Origin of the sequence: Paraeggerthella hongkongensis, from assembly GCF_003726035.1 — a bacterium.
GTDB classification, from domain to species: domain Bacteria; phylum Actinomycetota; class Coriobacteriia; order Coriobacteriales; family Eggerthellaceae; genus Paraeggerthella; species Paraeggerthella hongkongensis.
Map to the genome: position 1 here is coordinate 235,298 of NZ_QICD01000001.1, position 17,239 is coordinate 252,536.

Here is a 17,239-nt window from a genome sequence, read left to right on the forward strand (position 1 = left end):
GGTTGTCGACCGCAGGCGAGGGATTGCCTTCGCCTGCGGTCGAGGCAACGCGTTACTCGGCGGCTTCCGCGTTCTGCGCGGCGCTGCTGTCGCGCACGATGGCAGGCTTGCCGTCATCGAGCGCTCGCACGCTTTTGGGCAGGTAGATCGCCAGACCCAGAACCAGGCAGATCAGGCCGTCCACGACGAAGAACGGTGCAACGCCGATGGATTCGGCCAACACGCCGCCGAACGCGATTCCCACAGGAGAGGCCAGGCCCATGGCCGCCATGGCCAACCCCAGCACGCGGCCGGTTTTCTCTTCAGGGGTGTTGCGCTGGATGAGCGTGATGAGTGGGCCGTTGAACCAGGCGCAGGCCACCGCCATTGCGGCGCACAGCACGACGAACGCCCAGAACATGGTGGGTGCAAGGAACCCGCATGCCATGGTGGTCGCGCCCACGATGAAGGCCGCAATGCCGATCAAGAGGGCAAGCCGCTTGCCGCCGCCCCAGATCATGAGGATGGCCGATCCTATGATCATGCCCACGCCGAACGATGCCTCTACGATGGACGCCGCGTAGCCGTCGCCCCCGAAATGGTCGAACGTCATAAGCGGGAAAATGGCGCCGAGCGGGGCGAAGGCGACCATGCCGATCGTGACGCCGGCAATCAAGATGACCAGGCCTCGGTTGGCCGACAAAGCCTTCCATCCGTCGCGCATGTTCGCCAGCACATGCTGGTCTTTCGCGGATTCGTCGACAATCGTGGGTATCTTCACCAGGGCTAATCCGGCAACGGCCAAAAGCGCTCCCAGGAAGTCCAGGAACATGACCGAGTGGAACCCGAACGTGGTGTACAGGAAGATGCCGAATGCGGGCGCGCCGATGGACGCTACTGAAATGAGCAGCTGGTCGAGCGTGTTGATGCGCAGCAGGTGCTTCTCCGGCACGAGCAGCGGCATGGCTGCCATCATGGCCGGGCCATGGAACGCTTGTCCCACGCTGCGCGCGATGACCAGCACCATGAGCAGGCCGAACGAAACCTGGCCGAACAGGATGGCGAAACCCAGGCCAAGCGATATGACGCCGATGCCCAGATCGGCTGCGATCATGATGGTTTTTCGGTTGTACTTGTCCGCGATCACTCCGCCGAAAGGCGAAAGAAGCCCTTGCGGCAGGTAGGCGCAGATGGCTGCGGCGGACAGCATGATGGCGCTGCCGGTGGTTTCGGTAATGTACCAGATCACCGCGTATCCTGCGGCGTAGCTGGTGATCATCGAGGCGGCTTGTCCGGCCCAGATGGTGGCGATGATGGCAAGCCATCGTTTGGGAAGCGGCTGCCCGCCTGCGCTCATGAGCGCGGTTGGTTCGGTCATAGGGATGCTCCTTGATAGCGGTGTGCTGAGTTGATGATGCGGTAGCGCGCGTGGTTGCGCTACCAAGTTTGCATGGAATCGAGACTAAAATAGCGCAACAACGAGTTGCGCTCGTGCGCATCGTGAAGAAGATGCAGAAATCGCAAGGCGATTTGCTAGTAGATTTGTCCCGCCATCAAAACAGAGCTCCTCAAGGTTCGATCAGAATCGCGGCGCTCAGTGTAGCATGCCGGGCGCGATCGGCCAAGAGGGGCGTTTGCGGGCAAGGGGCGGCGAACAGGCCCGCCTTTCCCGGTTTGCCCGCGCCCAGCTGGCGCGCCCGAGGCTACAGCGCTTCGGTCATGCGCAGGTTGAGGTCGACCGACGTGTTGATTCCCGTGACGGTGCCGCCGTTCGTGTACTGCCAGATGGCGAAATCGAACCGGGCGCGCGGCGTGGGGGCATCGTATTCCGCGAACCATATCGGACGGTTTCCGAGCGCCGATCGGTCGTAGCGGGCCATGTCGCCGTTGTTGCCGTAGACCATGGTTGCATAGCCGGCTTTTTCAAGGCGCTCGCAAAATGCGAGAGCGCATGCGGTGAGCGTGTCGCGATCCACGTTGTTCGCGCGGCCGTTGGGGTCGGCTACGGGTTCGTGATCGAACGCCACGGGCAGCTCCAAAGCGCGCCCGCCCAGGTGGGAGATCACGAATTCCGCTTCCTCGACGGCCTCCTGGACGTTCGTTGCCTGCGAGAAGAAATACGCGCCCGCTTGCAAGCCCGCCGCTTGCGCGCCGCTGATGTTGTCGTCGAACCGGGCATCGACGGACAAGCCTCCTTCGGTGTATCCGCGATTGCCTACGCGCACGAACGCGAAGTCGATGCCGTCTGCGGCTACCGCATTCCAATCTATGAAGCCTTGATGGTCGGAAACATCCACGCCAACCTGGGATTTCAGGATTCCTCCCGGCCGGTAGGCCAGTCGGTCGCCGGTTCGTTCCAGGCTGCTCCAGTCGTAGGGACTCACGTACTCCGCGTTTTTCGGGGCGCTTTCTGGAGCCGCGCATTGTCCTAGGCCCACGAGCATCCCTACGAACAGAAGCCCAGCAAGCATGACGAGCAGGACGCCGACCAGAGGGCTTTTTCTTGCATGTTGAGAAGAGCTGCGGGGTGCAGGCGCGTACGCTGCGGCGTGACGAGGCTTGCCGTGGCTGCGGCGCTTGTTGGTTTGAGATTTCATGCGGGTATCCTACCAGAGGTTGCTCCGGGCGTCGCGCGCACGGCAGCGATCGCGCGACGACTACAAAACTCGCGCGATCGCTGCTGCGGCGGCGTGCCTGGTTATGCGGGTATCGTCACCGTTTTCGACGTGACGGCCGTCAACGTGGGGCGCGTGGACAGATGCTGGGCGCGCGTTCGGTCCAGATAGTCGTACCTGACCAGCTTGCGCAGCACTTCTTGCTGGCGCTGGCGCGCAAGATCGGGATTTACGGCGGGGGAGTAGACGGAGGGGGCGTTCGGAACGCCTGCCAGCATGGCGCATTCGTCTTCGGTCAGCTGGGCGGGTTGCTTGCCGAAGTAGCCGATGCTTGCGTTGCCGATTCCCTCGTAGCCGTTGCCGAAGTAAATCGAGTTCACGTACAGCTCCAGGATCTGGCGCTTGGAGAAGTGGTTTTCCATGGTGAAGGCCATGAGCGCTTCGGCCAGCTTGCGCTCGAGCGTTTGCTCCTGCGTGAAGTACTGGTTTTTAGCCAGTTGCTGCGTGATGGTGCTGCCGCCTTCCACTACGGATCGCGCCTTGATGTTGTTGACCAGTGCCCGTCCGGTGGCTATGGCGTCGAAGCCGGGATGCGCGTAAAAACGATGATCCTCTACTGCAACAACGGCCTGCAGATACAGATCGGGCAGTTTATCGAGGGAGGTGAATCCCTGCTCGCTCTCAATGGCTGCCGCCATGTCGTCGAGGCTTTGGGATTCGAGCGCGTTTCGGTACAGGTTGAACCCTCGTGCGACGAAGAATGCGGTTGCGAGCATGCCCAGGATGAGCATGAGGGCGAGCAGTCGTTTGAAAAGCGTTCCAGCGGTCATGCCCGGCTCCTTTCGATGCGTTGGCTGGGGCTCTATTCTTTATACCAGCCAACTCTTAAGGTTTTCTTACCGACCGCTTGCCCCTCCCTTACATTCCTGCAAGGGGAGGCCCGCTCGAAACATGAAGCCATAGGCTATACTTACCTTATTGCGTGTATTTATGGAGGCGATGCGCCGGCTGGTCCTTGGCGACGGTGCATCGGGGGGCTCGAGTAAAGGACGGTGGAGCGAACATGATGGTTTCGACGAAGGGACGCTACGCTCTGCGTCTTATGATCGACATTGCCAAGCAAGGGGAGGCCGGCTCGCTTGTCACTATGAGGCAGGCTGCCGAGCGAGAGGATCTGTCCGTCAAGTACTTGGAGCAATTGGGCGGCGCGTTGGTGAAGGCGGAGGTGCTCAAGAGCATTCGCGGCGTGAGCGGCGGCTATCTGCTTGCTCGACCGGCGGACGAGATCACGGTCGGGGACATTCTGCGCGCTACGGAAGGGAGTTCGGCTCCGGTGGCGTGCGTTGAAGATGCGGAAAAGTGCCAGCGCAGCGAAGGCTGCTCGGCGCGTGAATTCTGGGTTGGGCTCGATAAGGCCATCGAGTCGTACGCTGACAGCGTGAAGCTTTCCGACCTGGTGAAACGTCCGTAAACCTGCACGGTCGTCAGAGGTTGCGCTGCTCTTGCGTGGTTGTGCGCCGCCTGTTGAAGGCGGCGCACTTTTGCAGTTCCGATCAGATGCTGCGAAACGTTTTCCGTGCGGTGTTCTTGCTCGCTTTTACCATTCGCGTCGTTCGTACAGCTTGATGGACAGCGCGCACGATGCCGCATAGAGGGCTGCTGCGGCGGCGAGCGCGATGCCGGCCATCCCCAGCGTTCCTTCGGGCGTTTGCACCCAGCTTGCAAGGTTGGCGAGGAATTGGGGAGTCTCGCTGTTGCCGCCTGCCGTGAACAGGAAGAACAGGCCGAAGAAAATGATCAGGGGCGCGAAGCGGACCGCTTTCGTCATGCCGAAACGCGCGACCATCGGCAGCACGACGGACAGCATGACCACGATGACCGCAACGCCCGCGATGCTTGCCAAGACGATAGCCTGCCACGAGAAGTTCACCATGAGCGCGGCTAGCTGCGGCACGTTCGGGAGCAGCGTTGCTGCAATAATGACCAGGCCCGTGGCGACGATTCCCGTCATGAATCCGACTATCGCGATCACCGCGAAGCTCGTGTAGCGCCCGGTGATGACGTGCTTGCGGGATAGCGGCAGCGCCAGCCTAAACTGCTCCCAGCCCCCGCGCTCGTCGAAGGCCAGTATGGTGAACGCTACGGAAAACGGGGTCATTGCCGCGATGGCGGGCGCGATCACGTAGATGTTCTCCATCATGATGCACATGAATATGCCCACGACGATGCCAAGCCCCACCTGCGGCATCAAGTATTTCTTCGCGATCAGAAGATCGGACAGGAACATGGCGTTCACAGCGCTTCTCCTTTCAGCATAAGGCTCATGTACGCGTCGATGTCGGCGCGCTCCATCGCAATGCCGCGGAAATTCTCGGCGAAAACGAACCGATCGGGCACCAGCACCGAGGTGCCGTACGCGTTGCGGATGTAGCGCAGGCATCCCGGTGCGTACAGTCCGCTGTCCGCAATGGCGGCGAACTCGGACGCGCGGCACTGGGCGATACCCGCCTGATGGACGATGGCGTCCTTCTCGATGGAGAACACGATGCGTCCTTCGTCGATGCACACGATGTAATCGGCGATTTTCTCCAGGTCGCTGGTGATATGGCTGGACATCAGGATGCCGTGGCGCTCATCGGTCATGAAGGCGCGCAGGGTGTCGAGCGCTTCGTCGCGCGCCATCGGGTCCAGGCCGGCGGTTGCTTCGTCCAGGATGAGCAGGTCGGCGTCGTGGGAGAGCGCGCATGCCAAAGACAGCTTCATGCTCATGCCGCGCGAGAGGTCCTTCACCGTCTTGTTCGAGGGGAGCGCGAACTGCTCGATGCGCTCGCGAAAGCCCGCGGCATCCCATGCGCGGTAGCTTACGGACATAAGCTTGCCCACGGCTTCGACCGTCAGTTCCTCGGGGAAGGAGCAGGTGTCGAACACCACGCCGATGCGCTGCTTCAGCTCTGCAAGGCGTTTGGAGGGCGCTCCGATGATCTCTTCGCCGAACAGGGCAATCTGCCCGCTGTCGGGCCTGTTCAAGCCAAGGATGGATTTGATAGTGGTGGTTTTGCCGGCTCCGTTGCTGCCAACGAATCCCACTACGCTGCCCGAAGGCACGCGCAACGCCACGTCCTGCAGGTTGAAGCCGTCGTAATGCTTCGAGAGGTTTCGTATGTTCAAAAGATCGTTCATCAGTCGTCACTTTCGGTTGCGTGCGATGTTTTCTCGTTTCAGGTGCGTCTAGATGTTGTCGCTTGCCACCAGGTCAAGCATGTCGTGCAGTTCCGCAAGGGTCACGCCCGAGGCCTGCGCCTCGCTTGCAGCCTTTGCCAGCAGATCTTCGATATGGCGAAGACGCTCTTCGCGCAGCAGCTCCATGTTGCCGCCGGCTACGAAACTGCCCTTGCCCTGCACCGTTTCGACGAACCCTTGCGATTCGAGGTCGGCATAGGCGCGCTTCGTGGTGATGACGCTGATGTGCAGGTCGTTCGCCAGCGCGCGAATGGAGGGAAGCTGCTGGCCCTCCGCGAGCTCGCCTGCCAGGATGAGGTTTTTCAGCTGGCTGGTGATCTGCTCGTAGATGGGCTTATCGCTTGCGTTTGAGATGATGATGTCCAACATCGCTCCTGTTCCAGTTCGTATTCGCCGTGGGGTTTGCCTACGGCGAAGTGGTGCGCGGATGCGCGGGCGTCCCCGAGCATCCGGGTGGCGCGTCGCAGCGTCCTGCTGCGCGCCGGGAGTTCGCAAGCACGTTCCTTGCTGGCTCCGACGGGCTTTGCTCCTGTGCGGTCGATGTCATGCGTGTCAAACTGTACAGTGTGTATATACCCGATATGCACACTATAATCAGTCGACGAAGACGCGTCAAGATGCGGAAACGGTATCTTTCGTTTTGATTCGAGTTGTTCTTCTTCCCGTTGGTCGGCTTTGCTTGTTTGCGGCGGCCGGCTTGGGCCGCGGGGCGTCAGGCGCGCTTGATGGGGCCGAGTATCGGGTTGACGTAGCGTCCTCGCGCTTCGGTTCTGCTGCCGTATTGGATGGCGTTGACGGGGCATCGATGCAGGCAGGCCAAGCATTGTGTGCAGCCCAGTTCGGCCCAGCGTGGCGTGCCGTCGATAAGCGTGATGGTGTTCGTCGGGCATATATCGGCGCAGCGGCCGCAGCTGATGCAGGTGGGAAGCGTGTGGAACTCTTTGGTCGAGCGCGGTTTCTGGTCTTGTTCGGTGACCTGGGAAAGCAAGATGCCCAAAGGGTTTCGCTGTTCGGCGTGCACGCATTCGCGCGCCTTGATGCGCAGGGCAACGCGATGCGCATCCTCGTCGGCGTGAGCCAGGATCCGCTCGCGCTTCTCTCCTTGGGCGGGCGCGTACAGGTAGGTGCAGTTGCCCACCGATTTCACGCTGAACGAAGCGTCCAGGTTGATTCCCTGCTTGCGCAGCAGCCTGCTTGCGAAGATGCGCGCAGTGTTTCCCACGAATGCTCCGCAGCTGACGACGGCGTAGCAGTAGCATGGGTCGAACACGTCCTTGTTTCCCGTGCGGAAGTTTGCTCGGCGAATGAACTCGTCCACGAGGGGAGGCGTGGTCCAGGCATAGGTGGGGAAGACGAAGCCGAGCGGCTCTCCCTGCTCAAGCGTGAAATCGAAATCCTTGTACTTGTAGGCTTTGCCCATGTCGACCAGCAGATCGTCGGTTGCTTCGGCTATGATCTTCGCGGCTGCAAGAGAGTTGCCGGTTCCGGTGAAATAGAAGATCATAGCAGCCGCCTTTCGGTTTGCCCTGTCATGAGGTCGCGTGCTTGATTTCAGTATAGCAAGGAAGGCTCATCCTCATGGGGGGCCTTTGGTATCATGAGCGCAACAAGTAGCCGATAGAGCGTTTCGATGATGGGAGCAACCATGGCAAACGTGTTGTTTTTGGAATACCCGAAGTGCACCACGTGCAAAAGGGCGAAGGCCTGGCTTGACGAGCACGGTATAAGCTATGACGACCGCCATATCGTAGAAGACAACCCGACGGCTGCGGAGCTTGCCACCTGGCATGAAAGAAGCGGACTGCCCCTGCGCCGCTTCTTCAATACGAGCGGCATGGTCTATCGCGAGCGCAACATCAAGGCTCTTCTTGATGCGGGATTGAGCGATGCGGACGCCTACGCTTTGCTCGCCGAGAACGGCATGCTGGTGAAGCGCCCGCTTGTGGTGGGCGAGGATTTCGTGCTGGTGGGCTTCAGGGAGGCCGAGTGGGAGCGGGCTCTTCTGTAACGATTTAGAGCGCGTCGGTGTCGAGCCAGAGGGTGAACGGGCCGTCGTTCGTCAGGCTCACGTCCATGTAGGCCCCGAAGCGTCCCGTTTCCACCCGCGGCACGTCGCGGCGCGCCCGTTCGACGAACCATTCGTAGAGGCGGTTCGCTTCGTCGGGCGCGCCCGCTTGCGTGAAAGAGGGGCGGTTGCCCTTCTTGCAGTTCGCGAACAGCGTGAACTGCGAAACGACCAGAACATCTCCGTGCACGTCGGCAAGCGACAGGTTCGTTTTGCCGTCCTCGTCCTCGAATATGCGCAGGCGGCTGATTTTGCTCCAGAGGCGCTCCGCTTGCTCTTCGGTGTCTTCGTGGCCTACGCCCAAAAGGATGACCAGGCCTTTTCCGATGGATCCTACCGTGTTGCCGTCGATTTCCACCTGCGCACGGCTTACGCGTTGAACGACTGCCCTCATGGAGGCTCCTTTGTTTGCAAGATTTGCTTGTTGCGAGAATCCTACGGCAAGAAGGGCTTCGGGGGCAAGGATGCGCGCGAGAGGTTTATGCGTGGCTTTCGTGGGGCTGCCGGCCGCGCGTTTGAAAAACGCTATCGGGCGTTATAACGTATCGGGCATAAGACGATCGGATGTTGAAGCGCAATCGCGCGTTGGCGAAAGGACTTCCATGAGCTACGCAATCGTGTACGACAGCAGCACGGGGAACACGCAACGATTGGCTTGCGCGGTGAAAGAGGCGTTGCCTGCGGAAGAGGTGGTGGCGTTCGGGCGCGTGGGGGACGTTGACCCGGCTGCATTGGTCGCGGCGGATCGCGTGTACGCGGGGTTCTGGACGAACCGGGGCGACTGCACCGACCAGATGGCCGAAGTTCTGTCCCAATTGGAGGGCAAAGAGGTGTTCCTGTTCGGGACCGCGGGTTTCGGTGCTGATCAGACGTACTTTGCGGGCGTTATGGCGCGCGTTGCGCGACATGTTCCCGAATCCGCGCAGCTGGTGGGGTCGTTCATGTGCCAAGGGCAAATGCCGGAAAGCGTGCGCACCCGTTACGAGCGAACGGCGCAGGCGCAACCCGCTCAGGCCGCGCGCATGCAGCAGCTTATCGAGAACTTCGACGCGGCGGTGGGGCATCCGGACGATGTCGACGTTGCACACTTGCAAGCGGCCGTGAAAAAGGCCTAGCGGTTTTGCGGGGGGGGGGCGGACGACGTCGGGTCCCCGCAACGTCGTCCGCATGCCTGCAGGTTGCTAGGCTTCCTTGTCCTTCTGCGCTTCCGCAGGGTCTTCCAGGCGCGTTTTCAGCAGCTGCAAGCCGCCGACCACGACGCCGCCGATCACGAAGAACAGCAGGCTGAACGTATCCAGGCTCATGGCGGGCAAGGGATCGGTCAGCGTGAGCGGCCCTTGCGTGATGGAGAACAGCGACCCCAGCATCATGCCCACGATGGCGTAGATGGTTTGGGGCCTGAACTTCTTCAGGCACATTCTGATCAGGCGTACGAACAACAGAACGCCGCAGGCGATGCCCGCGATGAACACCAGCAAGATGGGTAGATAGGCCAAGTCCAGCCCCATGACCGCGCGCACGGCTCCCATGATGGGCACGTACAGGCCGAAGATCAGCAGCAGGGTGGAGCCGGAGATGCCGGGCAGCACCATGGCGGAAATGGCCACCATGGCGGCGAAGAACACGTAGGCGACCAGGCCGAAGTTCAAGTTGCCGGCCGCTACGTTCACGCCTTCGCCCGAAGCCGGGCTGAGCAGGGTCACCGCAACAACGGCGACGGCGCCTGCCGCGACGAACGCCAGGCTGCTCGCATGCCCTTTCAGCGTGCTCCGCTCTTCCCATGCCACGATGGGGATGGCGAATACGATGAATCCCATGAACAGCGAACTGACCTGGTAGATATGCGAATCGAAGAAGCTGGTCAGCACGAGCGCCGAAAGCCCGAATCCAACTATCCAGCCGAATCCCAGCTTGAGCAAAAACTTGACGGCATCGATCTTGGCGGCTTTCGGACCGTGGAACAAGTCGTCGAGCGAGCCGATGAACCGGTCGTAGAATCCCAGCAGAAAGGCGATGGTGCCGCCTGAAACGCCGGGGACGCTGTCGGCAAGGGCCATGCAGAATCCGCGCACGAAGTTGATGATAATGCCGGCAATGGACATAGTAGGGGAACCTCCCGCATCGCTTGTGCGCAGCCGACCCTCTTCGGCGCGCATCGTCAGAACGTATAGCATGGCTCACGATCTTGCAAACGTCCAGCGTTTCCCGTTGTTCCTGCAAGATATACAGATTCTTGATCGGGCGCATCGGCGTTCGGTGAAGCGGGAACGCCCGGACCTGCGAGTGCGGTTCCGGGCGTTTCGGGATGCGGCGGATGGGTGCTTGCCCGCGTTTGCGCAACGCGCACTCTGCGCTTACAGCGTTACGTGCCCGAACGTGATGATGGAGTAGACCAGCCCCGCTATCCCTAAGGCTATCACCACGGCGACGATGACCTTGTCCGAGGCTTTCTCGAATATCTTCGCCTTCGGGTCGTGCTGCCGGATGCCCACGATGTAGAGCGGCAGGCCGATGGCGTACACGATGCACGCGACCATGAGGTAGTTCAAGCCGGCTGCGTAGATGAGCCATAGCCCGTACAGCGATCCCGCCGCGCCCGTGAACAGGGCCATTCCGCGGCTTGCGAAGATCCCTTTCGGATAGCTTTTGTCGAGCGCGATCTTGAACAGGAACAGCGTGCAGAACAGGTAGCATGGCAGCGCCATGACGCTGGTGATGCTGATCATGGTGGTCCAGGCGTTGTTCCCTATGAAGTAGGAGATGATCAGCACGATCTGCACGACGATGGTGGTCCACAAAAGCGAAGTCGAAAGCGATCCCTTCTTGTTTTCCTTGACGAACGCCTTCGGGAAAATGCCGCTTTTGGAGGCGGCCAGCGGCATCTCGCCCAGCATGAGCATCCATACCAGCCAAGAGCTGAGGACCGATATGATAACGCCGGCGTTGATGAGGATCTCGCCCCATTTGCCGAACTTGTCCAACATGATGGCGGCCATGGACGGGTCGGCCATGTTGCCGATGTCGGCCTGGGAATATACGCCCAAGGGCAGAAGCGACACGATGATGTAGAGCAGCAGGGTGACCAAAAAGCCGATGGTCGTGGCCTTGCGCACTGCCGTTTGCGATTTGGCCTTGCCCGACACGACCACGGCGCCTTCGATTCCCAGGAACAGCCAAAGGGTCACCAGCATGGTCGCCTGCACCTGCGGCATGACGTTGTCCCAGGTGAAACTAAGGTCGATGCCGCCTTTCATGCCCCAGAAGCCCTCCATGAACACCGAGAACTTGAACACGGTGGCAACGGCCAAAATGAAGATGGCAACCGGCAGCAGCTTGCCGATCGTGCCGATGATGTTCAGGAAGCTGGTTTGCTTCGCGCCCTGCAGCGCAAGCAAATACATTGCCCAGGTGATGACGGAGCCGCCGATGATGGACGGGATGTTGTTGCCGCCGGCGAAGTCGGGCACGAAGTAGTTGAGCGTGGCCATGACCAAAACGGAGTAGGCCACCAACGCGAAGCAGTTGCATATCCAGTATCCGTACGCCACGAAAAAGCCGATGAGCTTGCCGAAGCCCTTTTCGGCGTACGTGTACAGGCCGTTCGTCAACTCGGGGCGCGCGGCCGACAGGATGCGGAACGTGTTCGCGATGAACCAGATGCCGATGCCCGTGACCACCCAGGCGATGATGATGGCTCCGGCGGAAGCGTCCTGCGCCATGTTCTGGGGGAGGTTGTAGATGCCTCCGCCGATCATCGCGCTGATGACGATGCCCACCAGGCCGATCAGGCCAACTTTTTTGGAGCTGTCCTGCGCCGGTGCGCCGCTTCCGTTGGAACCGGGTGCGGTGTTGTCTGCCATGATTCCAATCCTTGTCGAATGAGGGCGCGCCCGCCAGGGCGGACGCGCCGGGGTGCGAATGGGGTGCGCGAGGCGCTAGTTTGCCAGGTCCGTAAGCGGTTCGAAGTCCATCTGCTTGAGCCAGTCGGACAGGTGCAGGCTGTTGAGGGATGCGAAGCCGGTTGCGGGCACGGCGTTGCGCGCGAGCGTGACGTAGGGTCCTACGGTGATGGCGTTGCCGATCTCGTTGGGCTTCATCATGCGGTAGGCGAAGCTCACGTACGTGCGGTCGAACAGCACGCTTGAGTCGCGCCCGCATTCGACCACGGACCAGACGATCTCTTTGCGATGCTGCTCCAGGTAAGCCAGCATGTCCTGCTCGTTGTCGTTTTCGGTCCAGACGCCGGCGTCTTCGATGAAGAGGTCGGCTGCGAAATCGCGGTCGGCGGAAAGCGAGATAGCGATGAACGACCACACGCCGTACGCTTCGCCTTCCTTGAGCGGGCGGTCTTCCTTGGGGCGGTACGCCGTGATCCCCTTGTTGGCGCAGATGGTGTGCGCGCCGGGGATGGGGTGGTAGCGGCGGTTCTCGGCCGTTCCGAACAGTTCGATGCCGGCGTTGAGCAAAGGCTGCGCGTCGAACACCTTGAGCTCGCTGCCGTCGAACTGCTTCTCGGTGAACAAAGGCGTGCTTGCACCTGATGCGATGTCGTCATGTCGGGCCAGGTCGTAGCCCCAAACCTGTCCGGCCATGCCGCAGAACGACGAGGCGGTCAGCATGTTGATCTGGCCGACGTAGGCATCGGCCGTCTCGGCTTTGTCGTAGGTGACGATGCCGTCGATCAGCATGTCGTTGGTTTTCTCGACCGTGCCGGCGGACACCTTGAGCACCGATACGTATCCGTTGCCGTACGCGCCCGGCATGCCGTAGCCGTCGCAGTAGTCGTCGTACGGGCTGATGGCGGTCTTGTCGATGTGCGGTGCACGCATGGTTGCGTGGAGGTCGGGGGTGCGGGCGATGGTGCGGTTGCGGCGCTCTTCGATGTTCTTCATGAGGGTCCTTTCGTTGCGGATACGATTCGCGCAGATTGTAGGACGGCCCGGTTTTCGCGTCCCGGGCGGCGAGAAGATGCGACCGAGCCGTGCCCCCACCGATAACGAAGCGTTGAATGAGACAAAGGGACGAGGTCAATGACTCATTTTCTAGCCTGCGGCCGAAAATGAGTCATTGACCCCGTCCCTTTGTCTCATTCGTAGGGGTTTTCCCTTGCATGAGAGGCTTTTGTTTGACGGAGAAGGCGGCCCACCTATATATTACAACTGTTATATAACGCTTGTAATTTGGAGGTGCGAAATGCCCGAGCAGAAGGTTGTTCGCGAGGCGGTGCTGGACGCGGCTCTTTCCCTTGTGAGGGAGCGCGGCGAGAGCGCTTTGAGCGCTCGGGCGATAGCCGAGCGGGCGGGTTGCTCAGTGCAGCCTATTTACAGTCTGTTCGGCGACATGAAAAGCTTGGTGAAGGCCCTGTACGACCATGCGCGAGCTTGGGTTGCGGCATACAATCGCGAGCATGAGCACAGAGCTTCGAACGTTTTCGAGGCGAACGGGTTCTCTCATCTGCGCCTTGCCCGCACGGAGGGCAACTTGTTCCGGTTCTTGTACTTGTCGGCTCATATGGATGCGGCCAGTTTCGAAGACGTGTACCGAAGCGTGGCCCTGCCGAACGTGGAGCGGTGCGTGGTGGAATCGAGCGGCTTGCGGCCATCGGCGGCGCATGCGCTGTACCTGCACATGATCGTGTACACCCACGGTATGGCGACCATGCTCGCTTCGGGCGCGCGTTTCACCGATGAAGAACTGCATGCGCGGATGGACGAGGCCTTCAGGAGTTTTCTGGCTTTGGCGGAGCATGGCGACGGCTCTGGTGCGGCAGTCGATGGAAAGGAGCGTGCGGTATGAGCGGGCGATTGGTGATATACGACGCGGGTGATCTGGGGGAAGAGGCGTTCGAACGAGGATTTTCCGATCAAGACACGATGTTCTCGGCAACGCCCGAAGTGCGGATGTGCATCGGATGCTTCGGATGCTGGGTCAAAACCCCGGGTACGTGCGTGCTGCGCGACCGGTGTCAGCAGATGCCGCAGCTTTTGCGGCAAAGCGATGCGGTGGTGGTTGTGAGCCCCTTGGTGTACGGGGGCTATTCCTGCTCCGTCAAGGCTGTGTTCGATCGGTCTATCGGGTACCTGCTGCCGTACTTCCGCATGGTCGATGGTCAGATGCATCATGCCATGCGCTACGATCATGCGTATCGCCAGGAGGTTCATTTCTATGGGCCCAGCACGCACGAGGAACGTGATCTGGCGCGTCGCTTCGTTCGGGCGAACGCGGTCAACTTCAACGTTTCAGAGGTCGATGTGCATTTTCACGAGGGCGTGGAGCAAGCGAAGGAGGCTGCGCTATGAATGCAGTGCTGTTGTGCGGAAGCCCGCGAGCCAAGAAAAGCAATTCGGCGTACTTGCTTGAGCAGTTGAGGGATCGCATGGAAAAGGATGCGCTTGCGGAGGTGCGCCAAGCTGCAGCCGCGATCTCGGACGCGAACGAGCGCCTTGCCGAATCGGTGGCTGCAAGCGATGTTTTGGTGATCGCCTTGCCGTTGTGCGCGGATGCGATACCTTCCGCTTTGTACGAGGCGCTCGATCGAATCCGCGAGCATGTTTCAAGGGCGCAGACGGCGCCGATGCTCTACCTGATCGTCAACAGCGGATTCTACGAGGCGCGTCAGAACGAATTGGCCATCGAGATGTTGTGGAACTGGTGCGCTGCTTGCGGCATGCGCCGCGGTCGGGCTTTGGCGGTCGGAGCGGGCGAGATGTCGCAGGTTGCGAAGATGGGCGCCGGTCCGCTTAAGAACCTGGGACGCGCTTTGGACGAGCTGGCGAACGATATCGGGCAGGGGCGATCGGGCGAGACGATGTTCGTGGAACCTAACTTCCCCCGCCTGTTCTACCGGATGGCGGGGCATCGCTCTTGGAACGAGCAGGCGAAAAAGAACGGCCTGAAGCCGCGTGATCTGCTGCGCGCGGAGTAGCCGGGGCTGCCGATGCGGCGCCCGCGCTGTGGGAGGATTCATTCCGGCGCGTAGTCGAGCTTCCGGGGTGCGAATATCTCGCGCAACCTCGCGGCGGACTCTTCGGCGGACAGGGTTTCGGGGTGGTATGCTCCTCGATTTCCGCTTCGCGTAGAGCCGGGTATACCCGGTTGCGCCGTGCGGCTGCTTGCGTGCATACGTCGTTGAGCGGCGTGCGCAGATCGGCTATAGGCCTGATGATGGGAAGCGGTGCAATCGGGGAGGGCATAGCACTCCTTTCAATGTGCTTTATCAAGTACACAATGCTATCTGAAATAAAGCATATGAAAGAAGACGGGATATTCGGATATTCTTGCTTGACCCTCTCGTTACGGGAGGGCTTATGCTGTATTCCGGTGCTCGGGCGATCGACGAGTGCCCGAGGTGAAGGAGGCCAGCATGCCGCATGAGAAAACCTATACGGTTCACCAACTTGCCGACTTGTCGGGCGTGACCGTGCGCGCGCTGCATCATTACGACGAAACGGGGCTGGTCCGGGCGCAGCGCGCTGCGAACGGATATCGGCTGTACGGCCCTGCGGAGGTGGATCGGCTGCAGCAGGTTCTGCTGTATCGCGAAGCCGACATGTCGCTTGGCGACATAAAGCGGCTGCTCGACGATCCGGCGTTCGATGCGCGGGAGGCTTTGGCCGGGCATTTGCGCGAGTTGCGGTCTCGTCGTGCTCGCATTGATGGATTGATCGCGAGCGTTCAGAGAACGCTCGCCAGCTTGGAAGGACAAGAAACCATGAAGGATAAGGAGAAGTTCGAGGCGTTCAAGAAGGGCCTCGTCGAGGAAAACGAGAAGAAGTACGGCGCGGAGGTGCGCGAACGTTGGGGCGATGAAGCCGCCGACGCCAGCAATGCGAAGCTTATGGGCATGAGCGAGGAGCGCTACCTTGCCGTGCAGGCGCTTGAAGCCCAGATCAAGGACTCGCTGCTGGCCGGCATGGCTACGGGCGATCCGGCGGGCGAGGATGCCCGTCGCGCAGCCGACCTGCACCGGCAATGGCTGTGCGCATTCTGGAAGGACGGCACGTACTCGAAGAAGGCGCATGCTTGCTTGGCCGAGGGCTATGTAGCCGACGAACGCTTCAAGGCGTATTACGAAGCATGGGCCCCCGGTGCGACTGCGTTTCTGCGCGACTCCATCAAGGCGTACTGCTCGTAGTTGCGTCGGGAACGGGTGGCCGCTTCGGCTGGACGCTATGGGAGCGGCGTCCAGCCGAAACTCGCGCACGGTTGGCATGCTCCTCGGTTATCGCTCTTTTGCCGTGGGGCTGGGGTGATCGTTCTCTTCGCTCGCGAGCAGGCAGGTTGTTTCGAGGGCTTGCGACAACTCTTCTTCGGTCGGCAGGCAGAGCACGTACTGCGAGGCGAATATTCCCCTCCCATCGGCGAGTGCGGAGTACTTGGCCACCGTTTTGCTACGATTGGCGCAGAGGACGATCCCGATCGTGGGGTTATCGTCGGCTCGGGTGCATTGATCGTCGAACAGGCGAACGCAGAAGTCCATCTGGCCGATGTCCTGCGGCGTGAGCTTCCCTGTTTTCAAATCGATCAATACGAAGCACTTGAGGATGTAATGGTAAAACACAAGATCGATGTAGTAATGGTCGCCGTCGGCACTGATGCGTTGTTGACGAGCGACAAACGAGAATCCCTTTCCCAGTTCCAGCAGGAATTGCTGAAGCTTGTTCAGGAGCGCTTGCTCCAAATCCGTTTCCAGGAAGTCTGAATTTCCGTTCAGATCGAGGAAGTCAAGAACGTACGGGTCTTTGAGGACGTCGTCCGCCTTGGTCGGAGGCTCAAGCTGCTGGATCTCTTGCCGGACCTTGTCTTTTCCCTCCGCACGGGTGGCCAGCAGGCGTTCGTAGTAGAACGAGTGGATTTGTCGATCAAGCTGTCGCACCGTCCAACGCTCCTCGATGGCGGAGCGGACGTAGAAGTCGCGCCGAACGGGGTCTTCTACACGGATGATCAGGCGATAGTGCGACCAGCTCAATTCGGCACACACTGTGTGCCGAATTGGGTACGCAAGATACAGCTGGCGCATGGCGCGGAGGTTTCGTTCCGTGAACCCCTTGCCGAACTCGGCGGTCAGCCGCTCGGACAGGTATTTCATGAGGCGCTTTCCGTATTCGGCACGGTCTCCCTGCGCCTCGGCGATTTGTCGCCCGATTTCTCAATAGGCGGAAACCATCGCGTCGTTCACGGCGGCAGCGGCTTTCATGCGCGCTGACGCGAGCGTGGAGCGAACGGATTGGTAAACCGTTTCATCCGAGGCGGAATCGTAAAGCTGTTCCATGGACAGCCCCCTTTCAAGAAGGCGGCTGTCCTTTGCAAGAAAGTTAGGGTAGCACCCAACCAACGTATA

20 protein-coding genes are annotated in these 17,239 nt (G+C 60.6%); 7 read left to right on the forward strand and 13 right to left on the reverse strand.

Features of this window, described 5'->3' with window-relative positions:
* Positions 1–52 precede the first annotated feature (52 nt).
* The 3 genes from DMP08_RS01015 to DMP08_RS01025 form a co-directional block, all read right to left on the reverse strand.
* Positions 53–1,357, reverse strand: a complete 1,305-nt coding sequence (locus DMP08_RS01015) for an MFS transporter (protein WP_123191140.1) — start codon at positions 1,355–1,357, stop codon at positions 53–55.
* Between the two features lie 325 nt (positions 1,358–1,682).
* Entirely contained in the window at positions 1,683–2,576 is an 894-nt protein-coding gene (locus tag DMP08_RS01020; RefSeq protein WP_244596715.1) for a glycoside hydrolase family 25 protein, read from the reverse strand.
* Positions 2,577–2,677: 101 nt separating this feature from the next.
* Complete coding sequence (locus DMP08_RS01025) at positions 2,678–3,424, reverse strand: transglycosylase domain-containing protein (protein WP_123191142.1); 747 nt, start codon at positions 3,422–3,424, stop codon at positions 2,678–2,680.
* A gap of 233 nt (positions 3,425–3,657) precedes the next feature.
* Between DMP08_RS01025 and DMP08_RS01030 the strand changes: the two genes are divergently transcribed.
* Positions 3,658–4,065 (forward strand): RrF2 family transcriptional regulator, encoded by a 408-nt coding sequence (locus DMP08_RS01030; RefSeq protein WP_123191143.1) that lies wholly within the window; start codon positions 3,658–3,660, stop codon positions 4,063–4,065.
* A gap of 126 nt (positions 4,066–4,191) precedes the next feature.
* Here the strand turns inward: DMP08_RS01030 and DMP08_RS01035 are convergent, their stop codons facing one another.
* The 4 genes from DMP08_RS01035 to DMP08_RS01050 form a co-directional block, all read right to left on the reverse strand.
* Complete coding sequence (locus DMP08_RS01035; RefSeq protein ID WP_244596732.1) at positions 4,192–4,881, reverse strand: ABC-2 transporter permease; 690 nt, start codon at positions 4,879–4,881, stop codon at positions 4,192–4,194.
* A 5-nt stretch (positions 4,882–4,886) separates the two neighbouring features.
* Complete coding sequence (locus tag DMP08_RS01040; RefSeq protein WP_123191145.1) at positions 4,887–5,774, reverse strand: ABC transporter ATP-binding protein; 888 nt, start codon at positions 5,772–5,774, stop codon at positions 4,887–4,889.
* Between the two features lie 48 nt (positions 5,775–5,822).
* The gene (locus DMP08_RS01045) at positions 5,823–6,203 is read right to left on the reverse strand and encodes a GntR family transcriptional regulator (protein ID WP_244596716.1); all 381 of its coding nucleotides are present in this window, start codon (positions 6,201–6,203) and stop codon (positions 5,823–5,825) included.
* A 343-nt stretch (positions 6,204–6,546) separates the two neighbouring features.
* Positions 6,547–7,338: an EFR1 family ferrodoxin gene (locus DMP08_RS01050; protein WP_123191146.1), complete on the reverse strand. Its 792-nt coding sequence runs from the start codon at positions 7,336–7,338 to the stop codon at positions 6,547–6,549.
* Positions 7,339–7,479: 141 nt separating this feature from the next.
* On the opposite strand from DMP08_RS01050, the gene DMP08_RS01055 reads away from it, so the two are divergent.
* Positions 7,480–7,842 (forward strand): arsenate reductase family protein, encoded by a 363-nt coding sequence (locus DMP08_RS01055; protein ID WP_123191215.1) that lies wholly within the window; start codon positions 7,480–7,482, stop codon positions 7,840–7,842.
* 4 nt (positions 7,843–7,846) lie between these two features.
* Here the strand turns inward: DMP08_RS01055 and dtd are convergent, their stop codons facing one another.
* Positions 7,847–8,293, reverse strand: a complete 447-nt coding sequence (gene dtd / locus DMP08_RS01060) for a D-aminoacyl-tRNA deacylase (RefSeq protein ID WP_123191147.1) — start codon at positions 8,291–8,293, stop codon at positions 7,847–7,849.
* Positions 8,294–8,501: 208 nt separating this feature from the next.
* Here dtd and bilS point away from each other — a divergent pair, with 208 nt between their 5' ends.
* Positions 8,502–9,014, forward strand: coding sequence for a flavodoxin family protein BilS (bilS, locus tag DMP08_RS01065; protein WP_123191216.1), 513 nt, complete (start codon positions 8,502–8,504; stop codon positions 9,012–9,014).
* A gap of 66 nt (positions 9,015–9,080) precedes the next feature.
* On the opposite strand, the gene DMP08_RS01070 is transcribed toward bilS, so the two are convergent.
* From DMP08_RS01070 to hdcA, 3 genes are all read right to left on the reverse strand, one after another.
* Positions 9,081–10,073 carry a DUF368 domain-containing protein gene (locus DMP08_RS01070; RefSeq protein WP_244596717.1) on the reverse strand — a complete coding sequence of 331 codons (993 nt, stop codon included), beginning with the start codon at positions 10,071–10,073 and terminating at the stop codon, positions 9,081–9,083.
* 180 nt (positions 10,074–10,253) lie between these two features.
* Positions 10,254–11,759 carry a basic amino acid/polyamine antiporter gene (locus DMP08_RS01075; RefSeq protein WP_123191148.1) on the reverse strand — a complete coding sequence of 502 codons (1,506 nt, stop codon included), beginning with the start codon at positions 11,757–11,759 and terminating at the stop codon, positions 10,254–10,256.
* Positions 11,760–11,834: 75 nt separating this feature from the next.
* Positions 11,835–12,791, reverse strand: coding sequence for a histidine decarboxylase, pyruvoyl type (gene hdcA / locus DMP08_RS01080; RefSeq protein WP_123191149.1), 957 nt, complete (start codon positions 12,789–12,791; stop codon positions 11,835–11,837).
* Positions 12,792–13,092: 301 nt separating this feature from the next.
* Between hdcA and DMP08_RS01085 the strand changes: the two genes are divergently transcribed.
* From DMP08_RS01085 to DMP08_RS01105, 4 genes are all read left to right on the forward strand, one after another.
* Positions 13,093–13,695, forward strand: a complete 603-nt coding sequence (locus DMP08_RS01085; RefSeq protein WP_123191150.1) for a TetR/AcrR family transcriptional regulator — start codon at positions 13,093–13,095, stop codon at positions 13,693–13,695.
* A complete protein-coding gene (locus tag DMP08_RS01090) occupies positions 13,692–14,198 on the forward strand; it encodes a flavodoxin family protein (RefSeq protein WP_123191151.1) in 507 nt (168 codons plus the stop codon). The genes DMP08_RS01085 and DMP08_RS01090 overlap by 4 nt, the downstream gene beginning before the upstream one ends.
* Positions 14,195–14,824: an NAD(P)H-dependent oxidoreductase gene (locus tag DMP08_RS01095; protein ID WP_123191152.1), complete on the forward strand. Its 630-nt coding sequence runs from the start codon at positions 14,195–14,197 to the stop codon at positions 14,822–14,824. The genes DMP08_RS01090 and DMP08_RS01095 overlap by 4 nt, the downstream gene beginning before the upstream one ends.
* Before the next feature lie 438 nt (positions 14,825–15,262).
* On the forward strand, positions 15,263–16,033 hold the full coding sequence (locus tag DMP08_RS01105) for a MerR family transcriptional regulator (RefSeq protein WP_123191153.1): 771 nt from the start codon (positions 15,263–15,265) through the stop codon (positions 16,031–16,033).
* Between the two features lie 87 nt (positions 16,034–16,120).
* On the opposite strand, the gene DMP08_RS01110 is transcribed toward DMP08_RS01105, so the two are convergent.
* Both DMP08_RS01110 and DMP08_RS12710 read right to left on the reverse strand, forming a co-directional pair.
* Positions 16,121–17,044 (reverse strand): PDDEXK nuclease domain-containing protein, encoded by a 924-nt coding sequence (locus tag DMP08_RS01110; RefSeq protein WP_337959661.1) that lies wholly within the window; start codon positions 17,042–17,044, stop codon positions 16,121–16,123.
* A gap of 3 nt (positions 17,045–17,047) precedes the next feature.
* Positions 17,048–17,170, reverse strand: coding sequence for a hypothetical protein (locus DMP08_RS12710; RefSeq protein WP_280176538.1), 123 nt, complete (start codon positions 17,168–17,170; stop codon positions 17,048–17,050).
* Positions 17,171–17,239: the final 69 nt, after the last annotated feature.